The organism is Streptomyces sp. SX-6, assembly GCF_059089585.1.
The window spans coordinates 1-20,444 of the sequence record NZ_JBTHHU010000040.1 but is presented as its reverse complement, the minus strand read 5'-3'; the positions used below and the strand labels follow the sequence as shown (position 1 = coordinate 20,444).

Here is a 20,444-nt window from a genome sequence, read left to right as displayed (position 1 = left end):
GTGGACCCTCCGGTACGGCATTGCTGTACACAATCCCGCTCACGCACGATCTTGGGGAATCCAGCGAAGGAGCAGCCGAGCGTGACGCGAACCGGAGCGGTGTTCACCACCCCGTGGCCCCTGCGGATCAACCCGCATCTGGATCAGGCGCGCGAGAGCGCGCTCGTCTGGATGCGGAGATTCGGCCTGCTGGACGGCGAGCGGGCCGAGGAGGACTTCGTCGACTGGCGGCTGGCCGAAGTGGCCGCCTTCTTCTACCCCAACGCCAGTGCCGAGGAGTGCTGTACGGCGGCGCAGATGATGGGCTGGTACTTCCTGCCGTTCGACGACCAGCTGGACGGTGAGATCGGCCGCGATCCCAGCAGAGTGGCAGCCGTCTGCAACGCCCTGATCGACATCGTGCACGGAACGTCCCGGCCGGAGGCGCACGATATGCCGACGGTGCGGGCCTTCGCCGACCTGTGGAGCCGGATGGTGCGGGGGATGTCCCTGCCGCTACGCACGCGCGTGGCGTTCAACTGGGCGTCCTACTTCTCCTCCCAGGTGACGGAGGCGATCGACCGCACGACAGGATTCGCCTACCGCGACCTGGCGGACTACTTCTCGCTGCGGGCCGCCACGACGTGCGCCTTCGGACAGAACGACCTGGGCGAGAAGTGGGGCGGCAACGAGGTGCCGCCCCAGCTGTGGCACCACCCCGTGCTGCAACGCATGCGGCAACTGGGCGCCGACGTGGTCGCGTTGCGGAACGACTCCATGTCGCTCAGGCACGAGGACATCACCGGCGGGCACAACGCGATCCACCTCATTCAGCGCAGCCGCGGCTGCACACGGCAGGAGGCGCTGGCCGAGGCATCCCGCCATGCTCAGCAAAAGGTCGACGAACTCGCGGAGTTGGAGGAGAAGGCTTTGTCACGACTGGTACGAGCCGTCGACCGGAGCCAGCACGCGGCGCTGCGGGGGTATGCGGACATCATTCATGACTGGATCTGCGGTGACTATGAATGGGAGCGGATCACCACACGTCATGACGAGCACCGTGTCATGCCCGACTGGGCTTCCGGTCTGCTCGTGAGCGCGGGGAGCTGAGCAATGACGACGACAAGCCTCCCGGCCCCCCTCGTTCCCGTACCGCGCGCACCCGGTGCCCTGCCCGGCATGGGCCACCTGCGGCAGCTGCTCATCGACCCCACCCGCTTTCTGACCCGTCTGCCGTCCTACGGCGATCTCGTGGAGATCCGGCTCGGCCCCCGTCCCGCCTACGTGGTCTGCAGCCCCGAACTCGTCTCCGAGATCCTCGTGAGCCGCCACCACGACTTCGACAAGGGCGGCCCCTTCTTCGACAACATCTCCGTGTTCTTCGGAGACGGCTTGGCGACCTGCCCCAACGCCAAGCACACCCGGCTGCGCCGACTGACTCAGCCAGCCTTCCACCCGAGCAAGCTGCCCGGGTACGGAGAGCTGGCGGGCCGCGAGATCACGGCTGTCACCCGGGACTGGCACGAGGGACAGGTCCTGGACGTACGCCGGCTGATGCAGGAACTCGCGATGCGGATCACCGTCTCGACGATGCTGGCGTCATGGTTCGACGACACCGGTGCGGACGCCGGCACGGTCCGCCGCACGCTCGGGGACGTGGACGTCCTGGTAAGTGGCGCGTTCCTGCGCATGGTCGCGCCCGGTATCACCCGTCTGCCGCTGCCGACCAACCGGCGCTACGCACAGGCCCGGGACTCCTTGTACGCGCACATCGACGCCACCGTCGCCGCCTACCGCCGCACCGGTGGCGACCAGGGCGACCTGCTGTCCAAGTTCCTGGCCGAGGACAGCGACGGAAACGCGCTGTCGGACACAGAAGTACGCGAGCAGGTGATGACCATGTTCATCGCCGGTATCAGTACGACCGCCGCCATGCTCGCCTGGACCTTGCACTACCTCTCGTTGGACGACGACCTCGACGCGGCCGTCGCGGCCGAGGCACAGAAGGTCTGCGGCGGCGGCCCCGCCCGGCACGAGCACCTGCCACAACTACCCACCCTGATGGCCGTGGTGACGGAGGCCTTCCGGATCAGGCCCTCCGCCTGGCTGTTCAGCAGGACGACCGTCACCGACACGTCCTTGGGCCACTACCGCGTGCCGGACGGCGCCGACGTCCTGATCAGCCCGTACATCATTCACCACCGCCCCGATCTTTTCCCCGAGCCCGACCGGTTCGACCCGGGGCGCTGGAGCGGCGACGGACGTAGCTGGGCCAAGGCCGAGCGGGCCATGACGATGGTGCCCTTCGGGGCCGGGGCCCGTAAGTGCATCGGACACGACTTCACCGTCATGAACATCATGCTGCCCCTGGCCTCCATCCTGGCCGACTGGAAACTCACCCCCGCCACATCCCGCCCGGTCACCCTCATCGGGCGCAGCATCATCGAACCCCGTCACCTCGACCTGCGCCTGCACCGCCGCCAGGCGCCTTAGCAGGGACCGATCCGCTGTCCGCCGTGCCTACTCGCGCAGTACGCGGTGGACAGCCTCCTCGAGGGCGTCGGCCAGGTCGTCGGCCTGCCGCGCGGTGAACCAGTCCGCGGCCATGACCAGGGTGATGTCGAGGCCCGCCGTGCCGTCCTGGCTGCCGGTGAGAAAGACCGAGGGCAGGGGGCCAGGGGGAAGGGCGCATCCCTCGATGGGGCCGGACCTCAGGTCCGGGGGAAGCCGGAGCGGCGGGGTCTTCGTCATCAGATTGCTGACCAGGACACTGATCGGAGCGTGCGCCACTTCGTCCATCAGTTCAGCGGTCGCGGCGATGGCCTTCTGCACCGTGTTGTCCAGGACCGCTTCGCGCAATTGCTCCAGTACATGGCGCCCGATGCCGACCGGATGGCAGTGGGGCCCCACCTCGACCACGGCGGGCGAGGCGGTGGCGGCCAGCACCATCTCGTGCGGGGGCAGGGGCGGCCTGAACCGCCGCCGGAGGTCCAGAGTGGACAAGCACGTCATGGGGACGGTTTCGTCCGGGCAAGGAGTCTGCGAATGGACTGCGCGCAGTGCGATGCCACAGGCCAGCGCATGCAGACTCATGCGTGCCGCCTTGGCCGCGCACGTCAGTTGACCGACGGACTCGGCGGACAGCCGTACCTGCCGCCTGTGGACGTCGGTTCGCGCTCCCGTGCTGTGACCGGCCGCGAAGGCGGGGATGCACGCGGGGACGAGATCCCGCGTCTTCGCCGAGCGGTCCCTCAGGAAGTCGTTCAGCTCCTCGGCGGAGAAGCGCGCGCGGAAGTGTTCCTCGACGGGGCCGGGCAACCCGGCGGCAGGAGGCGGCAGCGCAGGCGTGCGGCCGGCGACGCGTGCGCTGTAGCTGCACCACAGGGTGTGCAGCAGCGCCAGCGCACTGACGCCGTCGCTGATGGCGTGGTGAACCGACAGGGCCAACCGGTAGCGGTTGTCCGCCTCTTCGGCCACGACGGCCCTGAACAGCGGCGCGTCCGGCGCGTAGGGCGCCCCGACCTGGTCGGTACCACCGGCCACGCCCAGACGCGGGCCGGGCACCGACGGATCCAGCCGCAGGACGTGGCCCCGATCCATGGCCACGATCCGCGCGGACAGCACGGGGTGCAGGACGAGCAAGTCCCCGACCGCGGCTTCCAGAGCACCGAGGTCGAGCCGGCCGTGCAGCCGCTGGCTGAAGTGGATCGGCGTACCGAACGAGACGAAGGCCATCTCGCTGGCCGCCAGCGGGCGTTCCTCCAGCGCAGTGGCGTCGGTCAAGATGATCTCCTTGAAAAGGCCGTGGGCCGGCGTCTTGGTCAGGGCCGAGGGCCGACACGGTCGGTGCCCGCGCCACGATGGTGGTGCGCTGTCGGCGCCCACCGCAACGCGAGCTGCTCCCGGTTCACTCCGTCGGGATCCTCACCTGTCAACAGTGCCGGGCGTGCTTCAGCCGAACGGCTCAAAGACCCGGCCGGGCAGCGTGGAAGCCCACCGAACAGAGCCGGTCCGGCCCCGCATTGGCTAGACACATTCCCGGGTAGCCGACGCTGCCGCCCCCAGCCCGCGCGCAAAGGAGCCCGTCCCTCATGAGCAGAGCACGATCCGACTTCCGATTCGCGCACGCTCCGGGAGCGTTGCCGGTACTGGGGCACGCACTGCGCATCTGGAGAACGCCGCTCCCCTTCCTCTGCTCCCTGCCGTCCCAGGGAGATCTCGTACGCGTGCGACTCGGACGGCAGTCCATCTACCTTGCCTGCCACCCGGAGTTGGTTGACCGGGTACTGAGAGACTCCCGCACGTTCGACAAAGGCGGCCCAGCCCACAACGAGGTGCGCGCGCTCCTCGGGGACGGGATCGTCACGTGCCCGAACGCCGTGCACAAGCGGGTACGGCGCCTGGTCCAGCCGGCGTTCCAGCACACTCGCGTCGCCGGATACATCACCACCATGGTCGCCATGACCGACGCGATGACCGGTGGTTGGCGGCCCGGCGTTCCGTTTGACGTGACGCGGGAGATGACGGACATGGCGACGATGACCGGCGTACGCGCGATGTTCGCCGCGGAGATCGCAGAGCATTACCGGGACGAGACCCACGCCTGCCTCGAGGCGATCATCAAAGGCATCCATCGCGAGGCGTTCACCTCAGCACTCGGAGCGCAGTGGCTGTTCCGCCCCCGCACCCGCCGGTTCCACCGGACGCTGGCCAGGTACAAGCAGGTCGTCGACGAAGTGATCCTCGCCTACCGCCGTTCCAGTGCGGAGCATGCGGACATCCTGTCCATGCTGCTGACGGCACGCGACGACGCCGGTGAGCCCATGACCGACCACGAGGTGCGTGAGAACGTCATCAACATCTTCGCCGCGGCGACAGCACCGGGCCACGCCAGCGCCATGGTCTGGGCCCTGCACCTGCTCGACCGCCACCCGGACATCGCCCGTCGTGTCCAGCACGAGATCGACTGTGTCCTTGGAGGCGATCCGCCGGACGAGTCGGCGGTACGACGCCTGGAACTCACCCGGCACGTCGTCCTGGAGACGCTGCGGCTGTACCCGCAGAGCTGGCTCCTCACGCGCTGCGTCACCACTCCCGTCGAACTGGCTGGGCGGACCCTTCCACCGGGCACCAGCGTGGTCGTCAGCCCCTACCAGCTGCATCACCAGTCACACCTCTTCCCGGACCCCGAGCGGTTCGACCCTGCCCGCTGGGCACACGGCACCCCCGGCCCGCGCGGGGCGTATATCCCGTTCGGCAACGGCTCCCGCAAGTGCCCCGGAGACACTTTCGCGCTCACCGAGATCGTCGTCGTCCTCGCCCGGGTTCTGCAGAACTGGACCCTCCAGGGGGAAGCCGCATCGTCGGGCCCCGTCCTGCCCCGGGTCAGCACGATGCTGCAGGCCCCACCCATGGTCATGACGCCTCATCCGCGCAGCTCCCGCCCCACGGCGACACGCGTTTGAACGACCACGCACAGACACGAGGACTCATGCCCCTCTCTCCGCCCACGGCCACCGGCACCGCCCTCAGCGCGCGGGACATTCACAAGGCATTCGGCAAACACGTCGTACTGGCCGGCGTCGACCTCACCGTCCGTCGCGGGGAGACCGTCGGCGTCGTCGGGGAGAACGGCGCCGGAAAGACCACCCTCCTGCGCATCCTGTGCGGTGACCTGCGCCCGGACAAGGGCACCGTCACGGCCGACGGCACGATCAGCCACTGCCCCCAACACCCCGTTCTCAACAACGCCCTTACGGCGCTCCAGCACCTTCGCCTGTTCCAGGAGGCCTTCCGCCTCCCAGACCTCGACCGCGCCCACGAGCTGGTCGACCGGCTCGCCTTCGCCGACCATCTCGACGTTCCCGTCAAGGTCCTCAGCGGCGGCACACGGCAGAAGCTCAGCCTCGTCCTCGCCCTCATGCACGATCCCGACGTGGTGTTGCTCGACGAGCCCTATCAAGGCTTCGACTGGCAGACCTACCTGGCCTTCTGGGACCTCGCCGCCGCCCGCCGCGCGGCCGGGCGCACCACCGTCGTCATCTCCCACCTCGCCTACGACACCGACCGTCTGGACACCGTCATCCAACTCCGCGGCAAAACCGCCGTCATGGCCAAGGGAGCCGATCGGTGAGGGCCTACCGCATCGCGGCCCGGTACAACCTGGCCGAGCTCTCCAAGAACACACTCGCCGCCCTCCTGCTGGCCGTCCTCATCCCGCTGTGGATCCTCGCCGCGCCGCAGATCTTCGCGCCGGCCTCGCTGGCCTTCCGGCTGCGCGCGACCGGCCGGACGCTCACCGCCTCGACGGACCACGTGGGCATGATCCACGGTTGCCTCGGCGTGGTCATGCTCCTGATGGCCTTCCTCACCTTCAGCGCCGCCCGTCAGGCCGGCCCCTTCGACCGTCGGCTCACCGCGGCCGGCTACCCGCGCACCCCGCTCCTGCTGGCCAAGGCGACCTCGCTGCTCTCGGCCGCCGCGCTCGTCGCCCTGTACACCACCGTATGGATGCTGGCCGTATGGTCGCCCCGCCACTTGGAGTTCCTGTGGCTCGGGCTGTTCACCGCATGCCTGGTCTACGGAACGCTCGGACTCGTCCTCGCACTCTTCCTGCCCGGTGAACTCGAGGGCATGGTCGTCATCTTCGTCAGCAGCAACCTTGACCTGCTTCCTCAAAGCCCCCTGGTCAACCCTGATCCGCACGGGTTCCTGGGCACCTTGCTGCCGATGTACGGCTCCATGCAGACCTGCCTCGCCGGCGGCCTTGCCCCCACGACCCCGCTCCGGCCCGCAGCCGCAAGCCTCGCCTGGACAGGGGCCTTTACCCTCATCGCTCTCCTCGCCTTCTGGATCCGCACCCGCGGGCGGCAGCTCAACCTCACCGCCGCCGGATCGTGACAAAGCGCCCCAGCAGCCAGCCCAGCACGAACATCCCCGCCAGCCCCATCCACAGCGGCATCGACACCTCGGGCCCGATGAGGCGGACCTTCACATGCCGTGTGTTCTCGGCGATGAAGACCACCACCAGGACAACGACGACCAGCGCCACAACACGCCCCGGGGTCATCGCGTCGCGGAGGCGGGCGCCGAGGGAGCCGGCGCGCGAGGGGCGGGGCCGGGTCTTGGAGGTCATGCCTTCACGATCCCTCCGGCCCGCGCGGCGGGGATGCCGGGGTTACGCCGAACGGGTGAAGGCGACGGCAACGGCCATGGCCGCGGCGTGGCTCGGGCCGGCGTCGATGTCCGTCAACACCCACCCCGGGGGCGCCCCGGGCTCGGGCCCGGCGCCCACGTACGTGAGCGAGAGGTCCTCCGCGAGGCCCGTCCCCGTGCCCTTGAGGTACGCCTCCTTGCGCGCCCAGCAGCGGGAGAAGGCGGCCGGGCGGGCGGCCTCGGGGAGGGCGTCGAGCTCGGCCGTCTCGCGCGGGTGCAGCGAGCGGGAGACGTCGGTGACGACGGCGAGGTCCTGCTCCTCCTCGACGTCCACGCCGACCGGGACGTCCGCGAAGGCGCAAAGCGCCAGGTCGCCCGCGTGCGAGAGGTTGAAGTGCAGCGAAGCGCCCCGCACCGCCGGACGCCCGTGCGCGGCACCGCAGCACGGGCAGGGCTCGCGGACGAAGGCGACCTCCGCCGGGTCCGTACCCAGATACGCGCCGAGAAGCCGCCGCAGCCCGAGATGAGCGGCGACGTAGCGCTCGCGGTGCGCGTCCTGCCGGAACCCTGCCGCTCGGGCCCGTTCCCCGGGATCGAGCACCCTCTCGTACAGCTCACGGGCGGGCGGCACCGCGTCATCGGCGGTCCTGAGCAGCCACACCTGCGGCGGGCCGGGGACCCACGGGCCGGGCAGCGGATCGCGCCCGAGCACACGGGGGCGTAGGAGTACGGGCGTCACGGTCGGACACGCTACCGGCCTCGGCGGCGGCATCCGCCGAGGCCGGAGTTCACAGGAGCGGCCGGTGCGGGTCCCGGTCGGCGAGCCCGGACAGCAGGTCCAGGAAGTGCCGCCGCCCGTCCGCGAGTTCGGCCTCCGTGTGGAGGGAGGGGTTGGCCTCCCAGTCGATGCGCAGGCCGTCGCCGGTCACGCCGAAGGTGACGGCCAGGTCGCCGACCGGCCCCGAGGCGAGGTGGTGCACGGTCGTACGGGCTCCCGCGAAGGCGATCCGGCGGTCGTCGGGCAGGACGGTGACGAGCGGTCCGGCGACGGCGCGGCTCCCGCGCCGTCGCCTGCGGGCGTCGCGAACGCCCAGGCAGGACTGGCGGGTGAGGTCGGCGAAGGTCGTACCGGCGGTGACGGTGAAGCGCAGCGGCACGACGGTCCCGGCCACGCCGGGCACCTGCGGCGCCGCCGGAGAGACGCGGCCCGCCATCGGCAGGCCGAGGACGACGCCCGTACCGCCCGCACCGCGCGCGGCACGCGAGAAGTGCAGGGCTTGCGCGGCAAGGAGCACGTCCGGCAGGGACGTCCGTACGGAAGCGGCGAGCCGGCGCAGCCCGGCAGCGGCGTCGGAGCCGAGGCGGTCGGTCGCCCGCAGCGGGTCGGCGGTATACGGGCGCGCCCCGACCCGGTCGAGCCAGTAGGCACGGTCACGGTCCTCGGCGGCGAGTCCGACGAGTGCGACGAGCGTGGCGAGCCGCCCGAAGGGGCTCGGCCCGGGGTCGTCGCCGGCGGCGAGGGCGGTGTAGATCTCGGCGGCGCGGCGGGCGACGAGCGAGACACCGTGCGCGTCGAGGACGGCGTGGTGGACGCGCCGGTACCACAGCCAACGACGGCTGCCGACGCGGAAGAGCGCGTGGGAGAACAGCGGCCCGGTCTCGGGCGAGAACGGCACGGCCAGGTCGGCGCGCATCCACGCGAGCGCGATCGCGTCGGGATCGCCCTGGTCGCTCAGGTCGGCGGCGTGCAGGGGGAAGCCGTGCCCCGGGGGCTCGATGGCGATGGGCAGTTGACGGGGCCCCTCACCGGTGTCGGCGATCCGCATGCGCAGGGCATCGGTCTCGCCGGTGGTGCGGTGCAGGGCCTCGGCGAAGCGGACGGGGTCCACGTCGCCGTGGATCTCCAGGTACGAGGCCACGGCCGGACCCCGGGTCCGCCATGCCGCCGCCTGAGCGGCCGTCAACGGCAGGCCCTGCGTGACGCGTTCCGCGCGTACCGACTGCGTCACGAGGACTCCCGACCGTTCACAGACACCAGCGATTAAGGTAAGGCTTACCTTACATGCCCGGCAGTCGGAGCTCTGACACCTCCGGCGCCGCGAAGCCGAAGACCTTCGCGTAGAGCGCAAGTTCCGCCTCCAACGCGCGGATCAACGTCTCCTCGCGCCGGAACCCGTGCCCCTCGCCCTCGAAGGCGAGGTAGGCGTGGGGAACGTCCCCGACCTCGCCCAGCAGCAGCTCGGTCTGGCCGGGCGGGCAGACCCGGTCGTCCAGGCCCTGCAGGAGCAGGAAGGGCGCGGTGATGTGCCGGGCGCGGTGCAGCGGGGAGCGCTCGCGGTAGCGGCCGGGGACCTCGGCCTGCGGGCCGATCAGGGACTCGAGGTAGTGGGACTCGAGGTCGTGGGTGCCGCCCGCCCAGGCCAGGGCGTCCATGACGGGGTAAAGGACGGTGCCGCACGCGTAGCGGTCCGTCGCCGCCAGCGAACAGGCGGAGGTCCAGCCGCCCGCGCTGCCGCCGCGGATCCCCAGCCGGGCGGGGTCGGCCGTCCCCTCCGCCACGAGCGCGGCGGCGACGGCGGCGCAGTCCTCGACGTCGACCACGCCCCACTGCTCCCGCAGCCGCTCGCGATACGCGCGCCCGTAGCCCGTCGAACCGCCGTAGTTGACGTCCGCCACGCCGATCCCGCGCGAGGTGAAGTAGGCGAGCTCCAGGTCGAGGATGAGCGGCGACCGGCCGGTCGGGCCGCCGTGCGCCCACACGACGAAGGGCGGCAGCTCGCCGTCGGAGGCCCGGTGACCGGGGTTCCGCGGCGGGTAGATGTGGGCGTGCACCTCGCGGCCCCCGGGCCCGGCGAAGGTGCGGGCCCGCGCCGCCGGGTAGTACGCGGGGTCCACGACGTCGCGGTGCGCGGCCCCGGCCACCCGGGCGCGGCCCGTACGCGCGTCCAGCTCCACCACCTCGTACCCGCTGACGGGCCCCGCCGCGACGCCCGCGACCCGGCTGCCGTTGGCGTCCAGCGTGACGTGCCACTCCGTCCACGGCCCGTCCGCGTCGGCCAGTTCGCCGGTCTCCGGGTCGAGCACGCCGAGCCTCCAGGCACCGTGGCCGTGGAGGACGGCGATCAACCCGCCGGACAGCGGCGCGAACCACCGGTCCCCCGGCCGCCACAGCGGCCCCGCGAACTCCTCCTCCCGCGGGCAGAGCGCCGTGCTCTCCCCGGTCCGGGGATCGACGCGGTACAGGTTCCACCAGCCCGTACGGTCGCTGACGGCCAGCAGCGAACCGTCCGGCGCCCAGTCCGCCTGCGCCACCGACTCGCTCACGCCGCCCATGACGGTGCGGACGTCCGTGAAGGCGCCGTCCCCGGCCCGGGCGGTCAGCAGCTCGGTGCCGTCCCACGGCATGCGCGGGTGGTCCCAGGCGAGCCAGGCCACGTGCCGGCCGTCGGGGGACGGCCGGGGGCCGGTGACGAAGCGGTGGCGGCCGTCGGTCAGTTCACGGACGGCGGCGCGGTCACCGGCCGCGCCGCCGTCGAGCGGTATGGCGGCGATCACGCGCCGTACGTCACCGGGGCCGGGGCCCGTGAACTCCTCGAGGACGCACCACACTTCGCCGCGTTCCGGGCACGGCACCGGATCGGCCCAGCGCAGCCCCTCGCCGACGTCGCCCAGCGGGGTGAGCGGTCTGGGTGCGGCGCCGTCGGAGGCGTCCGGCTCCCAGGCGTACAGCCGCTGGTCGGCGTAGTGGGCGAAGACCACCAGCGGGCCGCCGGTCTCCCGCGGCACCGCCGCCCAGGGGCGCCCGCCGTACTCCTGCAGGCGCGTGCGCGCGTTCCACGGCGCGGGCAGCGCATCGTGCGCGTCGCCCCCGGGGCGCCGCCGGACCAGCGTCTGCCGGCCCTCCTGCGCGGGACGGCGTTCGACCCACCACAGCTCCTCGCCGACGAAGCCCACGGACTCGGGGCGGCCGCCGTGCGCGGCGGCGAGTGCGGCGGTGACGGGGGACGGCCAGGATCCGTACGGCGACGTGGTCGGCATCATTCCTCCATGACGGACATGACGAAGCGGTCGAGTACGCGAACTCCGAAGTGCAGGGCCTCGACCGGCACGCGCTCGTCCACGCCGTGGAAGAGCGCCTGGTAGTCGAAGCCGACGGGCAGCTTGAGCGGGGCGAAGCCGTAGCAGGCGATGCCGAGCTTGGCGAAGTGCTTGGCGTCGGTTCCGCCGGTCATGCAGAAGGGCACCACCCGCGCCGAGGGGTCGAAGTGCTCGAGGGACTCGCGCATCCGCGCGAAGACCGGGGCGTCGACGGGTGCCTGGAGCGGCGCCTCGTGGGCGACGAACTCCCAGTCCACGTCCGGCCCGGTGAGCCGGTCGAGCGCGGAGATGAACTCCTCGTCCCCGCCGGGGACGATCCGTCCGTCCACGGCCGCGGTGGCCATGCCCGGAATGACGTTGATCTTGTAACCCGCCTCCAGCATGGTCGGGTTGGCGCTGTTGCGCACCGTCGGGGCCACCAGACGGGCGGCGGAGCCCAGCTTCGCCAGCAGTTCGTCGACGTCGAAGCCGGGTACGTCGAGGTCGGCGTCGATGCCGTGCGCGGCGGCGAGCTCGAGCAGGGCGGCCCGCACGGTCGGGCTCAGCCGCACCTCCCACTCGTGATCGGCGATCCGGGCGACGGCCCTGGCCAGCATGGTCACCGCGTTGCGGCGGTTGATCTTGGCCCCGTGCCCGGCGACGCCGCGCGCGGTGAGTCTGCTCCAGCCGCTGCCGCGCTCCCCCGCGGCCACCGGGTAGAGCCGCAGCCCGCCGTCCGCGTGGAAGGTGTACGCGCCCGACTCGCCGATGGCCTCGGTGCACCCCTCGAACAACTCGGCGTGCTCGGCGGCGAGATACGAGGCGCCGGGCACCGACCGGTCCTCCTCGTCGGCGGTGAAGGCGAGGACGATGTCACGCGGTGGCACGACGCCGCCGCGGGCCCAGGAGCGCACCAGGGCGAGGAACATCGCGTCCGTGTTCTTCATGTCGACCGCGCCGCGCCCCCACACCATCCCGTCGCGGATGTCGCCGGAGAAGGGGTGCACGGTCCAGTCGTCCGGCGCGGCGGGCACCACGTCGAGGTGACCGTGCATCAGGAGCGCGCCCGCGCCACGGTCCGCTCCCGGGATCCGGGCGACGACGTTCGTACGGCCGGGGACCTTCTCCAGCACCACCGGCTCGATCCCCGCACCGGCGAGCTGCTCCGCCACGTACTCGGCCGCCGGGCGCTCGCGGCAGTCCCCGCCACCGCGGTTGGTGGTGTCGATCCGGATCAGGTCGGAGGTGAACCGCACCACCTCGTCGAGCGCCTGCTCGTCGACCCGGTCCGCCGTGCCATCAGCCATACTCTTCCTCCGTCGCGGCCGACGCGATGGTCGTCACCGCCTTGAAGCAGCGAAGCGCCTCGTACATGGTCGCGGTCGTGTAGGCGACCCGGCGCTCGCCGGTCTGCTCGACACCGGGGACGCAGGTCACGGCCCCGGCCAGATGCTCGGCGTCGAACTCGAGCTCCACGGTGAACGGCCCGCCCCGCACCGGCTCGTGGCGCACCGCGAGCGCGGCGCCCTTGCACGCCGCGGCCCGGATGTCCGCGGCCGTACGGGCCGGGGTGCGGCACACGGCCGCGTACCGCGAGACGTAGTCCTTGACCGCGGCCACGGGGGCCGCCGGGGCGTACCGCGCGGCGTCCTCGCAGGCCCGGTCGTCGCCGGTCACCAGCACCACCGGCACACCGTATTCGGCGACGACCAGGGAGTTGAGCAGCCCCTCGCTGGCTCGCTCTCCGCTCACCCATACGCCGGTCAGGGAGTTGGCGAGGTAGGTGTGCGCGAGGACCCCCTCCGCGCCGGCCGCCGCGTGGTAGCCGACGAACGCGATGCCGTCGACGTCGCCGTGCTGCACCCCCTCGACCATGCTGAGCGTCTTGTGCTTGCCGGTGAGCATCTGCGCCCGCTCGTCCAGCTTCTCGAGGAGCAGGTTGCGCATGCTCCAGTGCGCCTCGTTGACGAGGACCTCGTCCGCACCGCCGTCGAAGAACCCGGCGATGGCCGCGTTCACGTCGGAGGTGAACAGGTGGCGGCAGCGCTCCCACTGCGGCGTGCCGGGCAGGACGTCGGCGGGCCAGGTGACGCCGGTGGCCCCCTCCATGTCCGCCGAGATGAGGATTTTGGCCATGCGGCAGTCCTACCTCACAGGAGCCGCGCCCACACCGGTTTTGCCCGCCTCAGGGGATGCGCGGCTCCGCGTGCCCGAGCTGAAGATCGCGTTCCGTGCGTCCGCCGCCCGCGACGTGGAGCACGGTCGCGACCGGCGGGTAGCCCGCGGCGATGACCGTGTACTCGCCCGCCGAGAGGTCCGTGAAGCGGAAGCTGCCGTCGGCGCCGGTGATCGTGGAGTCCACGACGTTGCCCCCCGCGTCGAGGAGGGTGACCCGGGCGTCCTCCACGGGCCGTCCCCCGCCGGCCCGTACCGTGCCGCGCAGCACCGCGCCGCCGGCGAGCTCGATGTCCTGGCGGGTCTCGCGGGCGGACTGGACGGTCACCGGCAGCGCGGCGGGCCTGAAGGCCGTCGCGCTGGCGGCGAGCGTGTACTCGCCGGCGACCAACTCGTCGATGACGTACGTGCCTTCGTGGCCGGTGCGGGTGGAGGCGACGACCTCGCCGTGCACATTGGTCAGGGTGACGAGCGCCTCGCACACCGGCGTGCCGTCGGCGGTGTGCACGGTGCCGGCCAGCCGCCCGGCGCCGCCGAGGACCACGTCCAGCTCGACGGGGCGCTCGCCGACGGTGACGGTGACCGCCTGCGGCTGGTGGCCGCCCGCGGCGGCGATGAGGACGTACGAGCCGGTGCCCGGCGTGCTCAGCGCGAACCGGCCGGTCTCGCCGCTGGCTCCCCGCCCGATCTGGCGCCCGTGCGCGTCGATGAGGGTGAGGGCCGCGCGCGGCACGGTGGTGCCGTCGTGGTGCTGGACGGAGCCGGTGACGGGGATGCCCGTGGTCAGGGGCGGCGGATCGGCGGGCGGCTCGACGCGCGCGGCGGGGATGGTGGGCGCTTCGGGGGCGGGGGCGTTGTGGGACACCAGGGGTTTCTCCTTCAGCAGGAAGGCGAGCAGGAAGCCGAGGACGAGCACCGGCACGAGGTAGAGGAAGATCCGCGGCATGGCCTCCGCGTAGGCCCGGATGTAGCCGTCCCGCAGCGGCGCGGGAAGCGCCCGTACGAGCTGCGGGGTGATGGAGTCCGGCGCCGGGAGGCCCGCGCGGTGCGGCAGTTCGGTGGCGAGCCGGGCCGCGAGGCGGTGGGCGAAGAGCGTGCCGAAGACGGCGGCGCCGATCGAACCGCCGGTCTGCCGGAAGAAGTTGCTGACACTGGTCGCGCTGCCCAGGTCGGCGGGGCGGACGGAGTTCTGCACCGCGAGGACGAGGACGGGCAGGCACAGGCCGATGCCCACGCCGAGGATGGCCATCCAGAGGCTGTAGACCAGCCGGCTGGTGTCGGCGCCCAGGTGCGACAGGAGGTACATGCCCTCGGCCGCCAGCGCGGTGCCGAGGATGGGCAGGAGCTTGTAGTGCCCGGTGCGGCTGGTGAGTTGGCCCGCGATGAGGGAGGCGACGACGATGCCGCCCATCATGGGCAGCATCAGCATTCCGGACTCGGTGGCGTCCGCACCGTCGACCATCTGCAGGAAGGTCGGCAGATAGCTGACGGCGCCGAAGAGGCCGACGCCCACGGTCGCGCCGACGAGCCCGGTGACGGTGAAGACAGGGTCGCGGAACAGCCGTGGAGGGATGATCGGTTCCGCGGCGTACTGCTCCACCACGGCGAAGAGCAGCACCGTGCCGAGCGTCGCCGAGGCGAGCCCGATGATGATGCGGGACGTCCAGGCGTACTCGGTGCCGCCCCAACTGGTCAGCAGTACCAGACAGGTTGCGGAGGTGCTCAGCAGCAGTGCCCCGATGACGTCGAACCGGCCCCGGGCACGCGGGCGGGGAACGTGCAGGCCCTTGGCGACGACGGCGAGGGTGACGAGGCCGAAGGGGACGTTGATGTAGAAGCACCAGCGCCACGAGGCGTGGTCGGTGAAGAAGCCGCCGAGGAGCGGCCCCGCGACGGAGGCGAGTCCGAAGGCGGCGCTGATGACCCCCATGAACCGGCCGCGCTCCCGGGGCGGGACGATGTCGGCGATGATGGCCTGAACACCGATCAACAGCCCGCCCGCACCCACGCCTTGGACGGCGCGGAAGGCGATGAGCTGGTCCATCGTCCGGGCGTGGCCCGCCAGCGCGGAGGCCACGACGAAGGTGACGATGGCGAAGACGAAGACCGCCTTGCGCCCGCAGAGGTCGCCGAGCTTGCCGTACAGGGGCAGGACGACCGTGGAGGTCAGCAGATAGGCCGTGACCACCCAGGACATCCGGTCCACGCCGTGGAGTTCGCCGACGACCTTCGGCAGGGCGGTGGCCACGATGGTCTGGTCGAGCGCGGCGAGGAGCAGCGTGAGCATCAGCCCGGCGAACACGAAGCGCACCCGGGCGGGCCCGGGCCGCGCGGGCGCGCCGGGCGGCTCGGTGTCGGGCGCGGGCCGGTCGGGCGTCTGACTGCTCTTCACCAAGGTGGTCTCGCAGGTGGACCCGCCCACGTAACTGCTCCCCTCATCGCGCCTGTTCGCCGCCCATTTCTCGCATTACGCGAGAACAGCGAGCAAGCGCGACGATTTACCGGGAAGTGCTGTACGGGTGGATTTCCGCCGGTCGGAGGCGCTTTTGGCACGTCGGTGCAGCGCCGCGAAAACCACTCGAACCGGTGATGGCGGTCTCTCAGCCCGCGCTCTGCTTGCCCTCCACCTCGGCGGCGAGGCGGGTCAGCACGGCGTCGTAGATGCGGCCGAGCCCCTTGGGCGCGAAGGTCCGCTCGAAGAAGCCGCCGACGCCTCCGGCACCCGTCCAGGTGGTGGTGACGACGACCTTGGCGCTGCCCTCGCCGGCGGGGGTGACGGTCCAGGTCGTGACCATCGAGGAGTTGCGGTCCTTCTCCACGAGCTGCCCGGTCGTCGGCTCCGAGACCTCCAGCAGGCAGTCGCGCACACGCTTGCTGGTGGCCTGGAGCTTCCAGTGCACGAGGGTGCCCTCGCCGTCCCCGCCCTCACGGACCTCGTACTCGCTGAAGTGCTCGGGCAGCAGCTTGGCGCGGGTGCCGCTGTAGTCCGCGAGCGCGTCGAACACCTCCTCCGGATCCGCTGCGATGATCCGCTCCGTGGTGGCCTCGACCTGACCCATGGCTGTCCTCCCGGACGTCGTGCTTGCTGCCTGTGCCCGGACAGCCTTCCATCATCGCCACACCGGCCCAAATCGAGGATTGTCCGCTTCGGGGCGTTCAGGCCTTTCCGCCCCCGACCCTCCCCCGGCCCAGCCGGGCCAGCGCCGCCACCGCCGCGGCTCGTAACCGCTCGTGCTCCCGCGCGGCGAGCAGAGTGCCCTCGGCGCGCCGGTCGCCGAGGGCGCCGAGGCCCTCGACGCAGGCCCTGGCCACCGGCCAGCAGTGGTCGGGGGCGGCCAGCAGCCGCTCCAGCGTGGCCATCAGGGCCGGTACGGACTCGGGCGCGCGCAACTCGCTCAGCAGCCGGACCGGATGGAGGGCGTAGGCGGTGCGCAGCGGGTTGGTGGCGAGCGCGGCGGCGGCGCGGGCGGTGCGGGGGTCGCGCAGCCGTGCGAGGACGTGGGCGGCGGTCGCACAGCGCACGGGCTCGCGGTAGTTGAGGAGGAGGACGAGGGTCTCGAACGCCCGCCGGTCGCCCTGCACTCCGAGCGCGTAGGCCGCTATCTCCCGGGCCCACAACGGGCGTTCGTGCGCCACCAGGACGTCGGCGAGTGCGTCGCGGGCCGCGCGGCCGTCGGTGCGTACGAGCGCGAGGAGCCGCTCGTACGCCGAGAACTCGGCGGGGGAGACCAGTTCGGCCCGCACCCGCTTCAGCAGCGCGCGGAATTCCTCTTCCATTTCCCGCTCTCCTCCCGGCATGTGGCCTGGACCACATCGTAAGACGCGCGCACTTCCCCTGGTGCTCTTGGTTACCGGTGAGTTAATCTCCCGGCAAGAGCAGTGAACTTGCTCGGGCGGCCTGGTGACGCAGCCGCCCTCAGTACTGGCATTCCCCATGTCGGTCTGTCGGTTCGGCACCTCCAGTACGGCACGGCCCCGGGACAGGGCCGGCCGGTTGCACAACTCCCTCTCCGTGGACGCCCTTTACCCGCCCACGGCCCTCATCCATCCATGCAGTACGTCTCCCCGCGCATCCGGGGAAACACCCTCTGGAGTCCCGCGATGGACCGACAGTCCCCCCCTGAGTCAAACCGGCCCCTGACCGACGTCGCCGTGATCGGGCTGGGCACCATGGGCACCGGCATCGCCGAAGTGCTCATCCGCGCCGGCCGCGAGGTCGTCGGCATCGACATCAGCCAGGCCGCCGTGGCACGCGCCGCCACCGCCCTGGAGGCAGCCACCGCCCGTGCGGTCTCGCGCGGACGGATCACCGAGGAGGAGCGCCGCGCCGCGCTGGCCCGCTTCCGTACGTCCTGCGATCTGCACGCCGCGGCCGAGGCCGACCTGGTGATCGAGGTCGTGCCCGAGGACTACGCCCTCAAGCACGAGGTCCTCACCGCCCTCGACGCGATCGTGCGCCCCACGACGATCCTGGCCACCGGCACCAACGCGCTGTCGGTGACCCGGCTGGCCGCCGACTCCGCCCGCCCCGAACGCGTCCTCGGGCTGCACTTCTTCAACCCGGCGCCGGCGATGAAACTGGTCGAGGTGGTCTCCTCGGTGCTCACCGCGCCCGCGACCGTCGCCGCCGTCACCCGGCTCGCCCGCGAACTGGGCAAGGAGCCCGTCGCCGTGGGCGACCGGCCGGGCTTCGTCGCGGACGGCCTGCTGTTCGGCTACCTCAACCAGGCCGCGGCGATGTACGAGTCGCACTACGCCACCCGCGAGGACATCGACGCCGCGATGCGGCTGGGCTGCGGTCTGCCGATGGGACCGCTCGCGCTGCTGGACCTGATCGGCATCGACACCGCCCGCACCGTCCTGGAGGCCATGTACGCGGCCTCCCGCGACCGGCTGCACGCGCCCGCCCCGATCCTCGGCCAGCTCGCCGCGGCCGGGCTGACGGGCCGCAAGGCGGGCCGGGGCTTCTACACGTACGAAGGCCCCTGCTCCGGCACGGCCGTTCCGGACGACCGCACCCCGGCGGCCGCGGCGGCTACCCAAGCGGGCGGCCACGCAGCGGGCCGTCCCGTCCGCGCGGTCGGCGTCGCCGGCTCGGGGACGATGGCGAGCGGCATCGCCGAGGTCTTCGCCAAGGCCGGCTACCCCGTCGTGCTCGCGGCGCGCAGCCTGGAGAAGGCCGAGCGTGCCAAGGAGCGGGTCGCCCGGTCCCTGGCGCGGTCGGTGGAGAAGGGCAGGCTGACGGAGCGCGAACGGGACGCGGCGCTGGCCGGGATCGCCCCGGCCGGTTCGCTCGACGCGTTCATGGAGGTCGACCTCGCCGTCGAGGCCGTCGCGGAGGACCTCGAGGTCAAGCAGCAGTTGTTCGCCGCGCTCGACAAGGCGTGCAAGCCGGGTGCCGTGCTCGCGACGACCACCTCCTCGCTGCCCGTCGTCGCCTGCGCCCGCGCCACCTCGCGCCCGCAGGACGTCGTCGGCATGCACTTCTTCAACCCGGCCCCTGCGATGAAGTTGGTCGAGGTGGTGCGTACGGTCCTCACCGCGGACGACGCGCACGCCACCGTCCGCGAGGTCTGCGCGAAGATCCGCAAGCACCCCGTGGACTGCGGGGACCGGGCCGGGTTCATCGTCAACGCCCTGCTGTTCCCGTACCTCAACAACGCGATCAAGATGGTGCAGGAGCACTACGCCTCGCTGGACGACATCGACGCCGCGATGAAGCTCGGCGGCGGCTACCCCATGGGCCCCTTCGAACTCCTCGATGTCGTCGGCCTCGACGTCTCCCTCGCCATCGAGCGGGTGCTGCACCGCGAGTTCCGCGACCCGGGCCTCGCACCCGCCCCGTTGCTGGAACACCTGGTGGCGGCGGGCTGCCTGGGCCGCAAGACGGGCCGCGGCTTCCGCGAGTATGCGAAGGCCTGAGCACGAAGCCGCGTGGGGCGGTCTGCTCGAACCGTCCGGCAGTCCGCCCCCGCACGTCCCCGCGGGACCGTGTTACGTTCCCCACATGTCCCAGCCCGCCACGTCCGCCCGTTCGCCACGCCGCGCCGCCGCGCAGCGACTCACCATGCGCCGCAAACTCGCGGCGGCCGCGATGGAGTTGTTCGCGACCAAGGGCTACGAAGCGACCACCGTGGACGAGATCGCGGCCACGGCCGGTGTCGCCCGCCGGACCTTCTTCCGCCACTTCCGCTCCAAGGAAGAGGCCATCTTCCCCGACCACGACGACACGCTCGTGCGGGCGTCCGACGTCCTCGAGGCCGCGCCCGCGCACGAGAACCCGCTCGACACGGTGTGCCGCGGCATCAAGGAAGTCATGCGGATGTACGCGGCGTCGCCCGCGGTCTCGGTGGAGCGCTACCGCCTGACGCGGGAGGTCCCCGCCCTCCGCGAGCGCGAGATCGCCTCCGTCGCCCGCTACGAGCGCCTCTTCACCCGCTACCTCCTCGGCCACTTCGACGAGGGCGTCCACCACGACGACGACCCCCTCCTCGCGGAGGTCGCCGCGTCCGCGGTCGTCACCGCCCACAACCACGTCCTGCGCCGCTGGCTCCGGGGCGGCGGCGAGGGCGACCTGGAGGCCCAGCTCGACCACGCCTTCGCGATCGTCCGCGAGACGTTCGGCGCCGGCATCGGCTCCGGCCGCGCCGACGCCACCGCCGTGGCACGCCCGGAGGGCGAGGTCCTGGTGACGGTGGCCCGCACGGATGCCCCGCTGGGCGACGTCATGCGGGCGATCGAAAAGGTACTGCGGCAACAGGGCTGAGGCGGCTGGGGATTGCTGCCCCGGCCCCGCCCTCTCCCCGTCTCCTCCGGGGGCAAGCCCCCGAGGCCCCCGGACCCGCGCTCCGCGCGGTTGTCCGGGGGCTTCGCCCCCTGGGCCCCCTATAGGCGCTCCGCCCCTGCCCCCGTTCCGGGGGCAAGCCCCCGGACCCCCGCAACGCGGCTTCGCCGCGTTGGTCCTCAAACGCCGGACGGGCTGGAGAGTGCCGGGCCGGGCTGGAATTGCGCGCCCGCGCCGGATTTCGGCGCAAGCGCGAAATCGCGTGCGGGCGCGG

General features: G+C 72.0%; 17 protein-coding genes. 7 read left to right on the top strand and 10 right to left on the bottom strand.

Features of this window, described 5'->3' with window-relative positions; translation table 11 throughout:
- The first annotated feature begins 81 nt into the window (after window positions 1-81).
- Both ACV530_RS31930 and ACV530_RS31925 read left to right on the top strand, forming a co-directional pair.
- Entirely contained in the window at window positions 82-1,089 is a 1,008-nt protein-coding gene (locus ACV530_RS31930; RefSeq protein ID WP_494336168.1) for a terpene synthase family protein, read from the top strand.
- Window positions 1,090-1,092: 3 nt separating this feature from the next.
- Window positions 1,093-2,472, top strand: a complete 1,380-nt coding sequence (locus ACV530_RS31925) for a cytochrome P450 (protein ID WP_494336167.1) — start codon at window positions 1,093-1,095, stop codon at window positions 2,470-2,472.
- Window positions 2,473-2,499: 27 nt separating this feature from the next.
- Here the strand turns inward: ACV530_RS31925 and ACV530_RS31920 are convergent, their stop codons facing one another.
- Window positions 2,500-3,762, bottom strand: coding sequence for a phthiocerol/phthiodiolone dimycocerosyl transferase family protein (locus ACV530_RS31920; RefSeq protein ID WP_494336166.1), 1,263 nt, complete (start codon window positions 3,760-3,762; stop codon window positions 2,500-2,502).
- A gap of 308 nt (window positions 3,763-4,070) precedes the next feature.
- On the opposite strand from ACV530_RS31920, the gene ACV530_RS31915 reads away from it, so the two are divergent.
- From ACV530_RS31915 to ACV530_RS31905, 3 genes are read left to right on the top strand one after another with little or no spacing between them, the layout of a single operon-like run.
- Window positions 4,071-5,444: a cytochrome P450 gene (locus tag ACV530_RS31915; protein WP_494336165.1), complete on the top strand. Its 1,374-nt coding sequence runs from the start codon at window positions 4,071-4,073 to the stop codon at window positions 5,442-5,444.
- A gap of 26 nt (window positions 5,445-5,470) precedes the next feature.
- Window positions 5,471-6,112: an ATP-binding cassette domain-containing protein gene (locus ACV530_RS31910; protein WP_494336164.1), complete on the top strand. Its 642-nt coding sequence runs from the start codon at window positions 5,471-5,473 to the stop codon at window positions 6,110-6,112.
- Window positions 6,109-6,879: a hypothetical protein gene (locus ACV530_RS31905; RefSeq protein ID WP_494336163.1), complete on the top strand. Its 771-nt coding sequence runs from the start codon at window positions 6,109-6,111 to the stop codon at window positions 6,877-6,879. The genes ACV530_RS31910 and ACV530_RS31905 overlap by 4 nt, the downstream gene beginning before the upstream one ends.
- Here ACV530_RS31905 and ACV530_RS31900 read toward each other — a convergent pair.
- The 9 genes from ACV530_RS31900 to ACV530_RS31860 form a co-directional block, all read right to left on the bottom strand.
- The gene (locus ACV530_RS31900; protein WP_494336162.1) at window positions 6,860-7,114 is read right to left on the bottom strand and encodes a DUF1049 domain-containing protein; all 255 of its coding nucleotides are present in this window, start codon (window positions 7,112-7,114) and stop codon (window positions 6,860-6,862) included. The two genes, ACV530_RS31905 and ACV530_RS31900, sit on opposite strands and share 20 nt — an antisense overlap.
- A 42-nt stretch (window positions 7,115-7,156) precedes the next feature.
- On the bottom strand, window positions 7,157-7,873 hold the full coding sequence (locus tag ACV530_RS31895) for a 4'-phosphopantetheinyl transferase family protein (RefSeq protein ID WP_494336161.1): 717 nt from the start codon (window positions 7,871-7,873) through the stop codon (window positions 7,157-7,159).
- 49 nt (window positions 7,874-7,922) lie between these two features.
- Window positions 7,923-9,143, bottom strand: a complete 1,221-nt coding sequence (locus ACV530_RS31890) for a condensation domain-containing protein (RefSeq protein ID WP_494336160.1) — start codon at window positions 9,141-9,143, stop codon at window positions 7,923-7,925.
- A gap of 49 nt (window positions 9,144-9,192) precedes the next feature.
- Window positions 9,193-11,175: a prolyl oligopeptidase family serine peptidase gene (locus ACV530_RS31885; RefSeq protein ID WP_494336159.1), complete on the bottom strand. Its 1,983-nt coding sequence runs from the start codon at window positions 11,173-11,175 to the stop codon at window positions 9,193-9,195.
- Complete coding sequence (locus ACV530_RS31880; protein ID WP_494336158.1) at window positions 11,172-12,518, bottom strand: M20/M25/M40 family metallo-hydrolase; 1,347 nt, start codon at window positions 12,516-12,518, stop codon at window positions 11,172-11,174. The genes ACV530_RS31885 and ACV530_RS31880 overlap by 4 nt, the downstream gene beginning before the upstream one ends.
- The gene (locus ACV530_RS31875) at window positions 12,511-13,347 is read right to left on the bottom strand and encodes a M55 family metallopeptidase (protein ID WP_494336157.1); all 837 of its coding nucleotides are present in this window, start codon (window positions 13,345-13,347) and stop codon (window positions 12,511-12,513) included. Before ACV530_RS31875 ends, ACV530_RS31880 begins: the two co-directional genes overlap by 8 nt.
- A gap of 49 nt (window positions 13,348-13,396) precedes the next feature.
- Window positions 13,397-15,808 (bottom strand): MFS transporter, encoded by a 2,412-nt coding sequence (locus ACV530_RS31870; protein ID WP_494336156.1) that lies wholly within the window; start codon window positions 15,806-15,808, stop codon window positions 13,397-13,399.
- A 178-nt stretch (window positions 15,809-15,986) separates the two neighbouring features.
- On the bottom strand, window positions 15,987-16,445 hold the full coding sequence (locus tag ACV530_RS31865) for an SRPBCC family protein (protein WP_494336155.1): 459 nt from the start codon (window positions 16,443-16,445) through the stop codon (window positions 15,987-15,989).
- Window positions 16,446-16,542: 97 nt separating this feature from the next.
- On the bottom strand, window positions 16,543-17,163 hold the full coding sequence (locus tag ACV530_RS31860; RefSeq protein ID WP_494336154.1) for a HEAT repeat domain-containing protein: 621 nt from the start codon (window positions 17,161-17,163) through the stop codon (window positions 16,543-16,545).
- Between the two features lie 324 nt (window positions 17,164-17,487).
- On the opposite strand from ACV530_RS31860, the gene ACV530_RS31855 reads away from it, so the two are divergent.
- Complete coding sequence (locus ACV530_RS31855) at window positions 17,488-19,308, top strand: 3-hydroxyacyl-CoA dehydrogenase family protein (protein WP_494336153.1); 1,821 nt, start codon at window positions 17,488-17,490, stop codon at window positions 19,306-19,308.
- An 85-nt stretch (window positions 19,309-19,393) separates the two neighbouring features.
- Entirely contained in the window at window positions 19,394-20,152 is a 759-nt protein-coding gene (locus tag ACV530_RS31850; RefSeq protein ID WP_494336152.1) for a TetR family transcriptional regulator, read from the top strand.
- The last annotated feature ends 292 nt before the right edge of the window (window positions 20,153-20,444 follow it).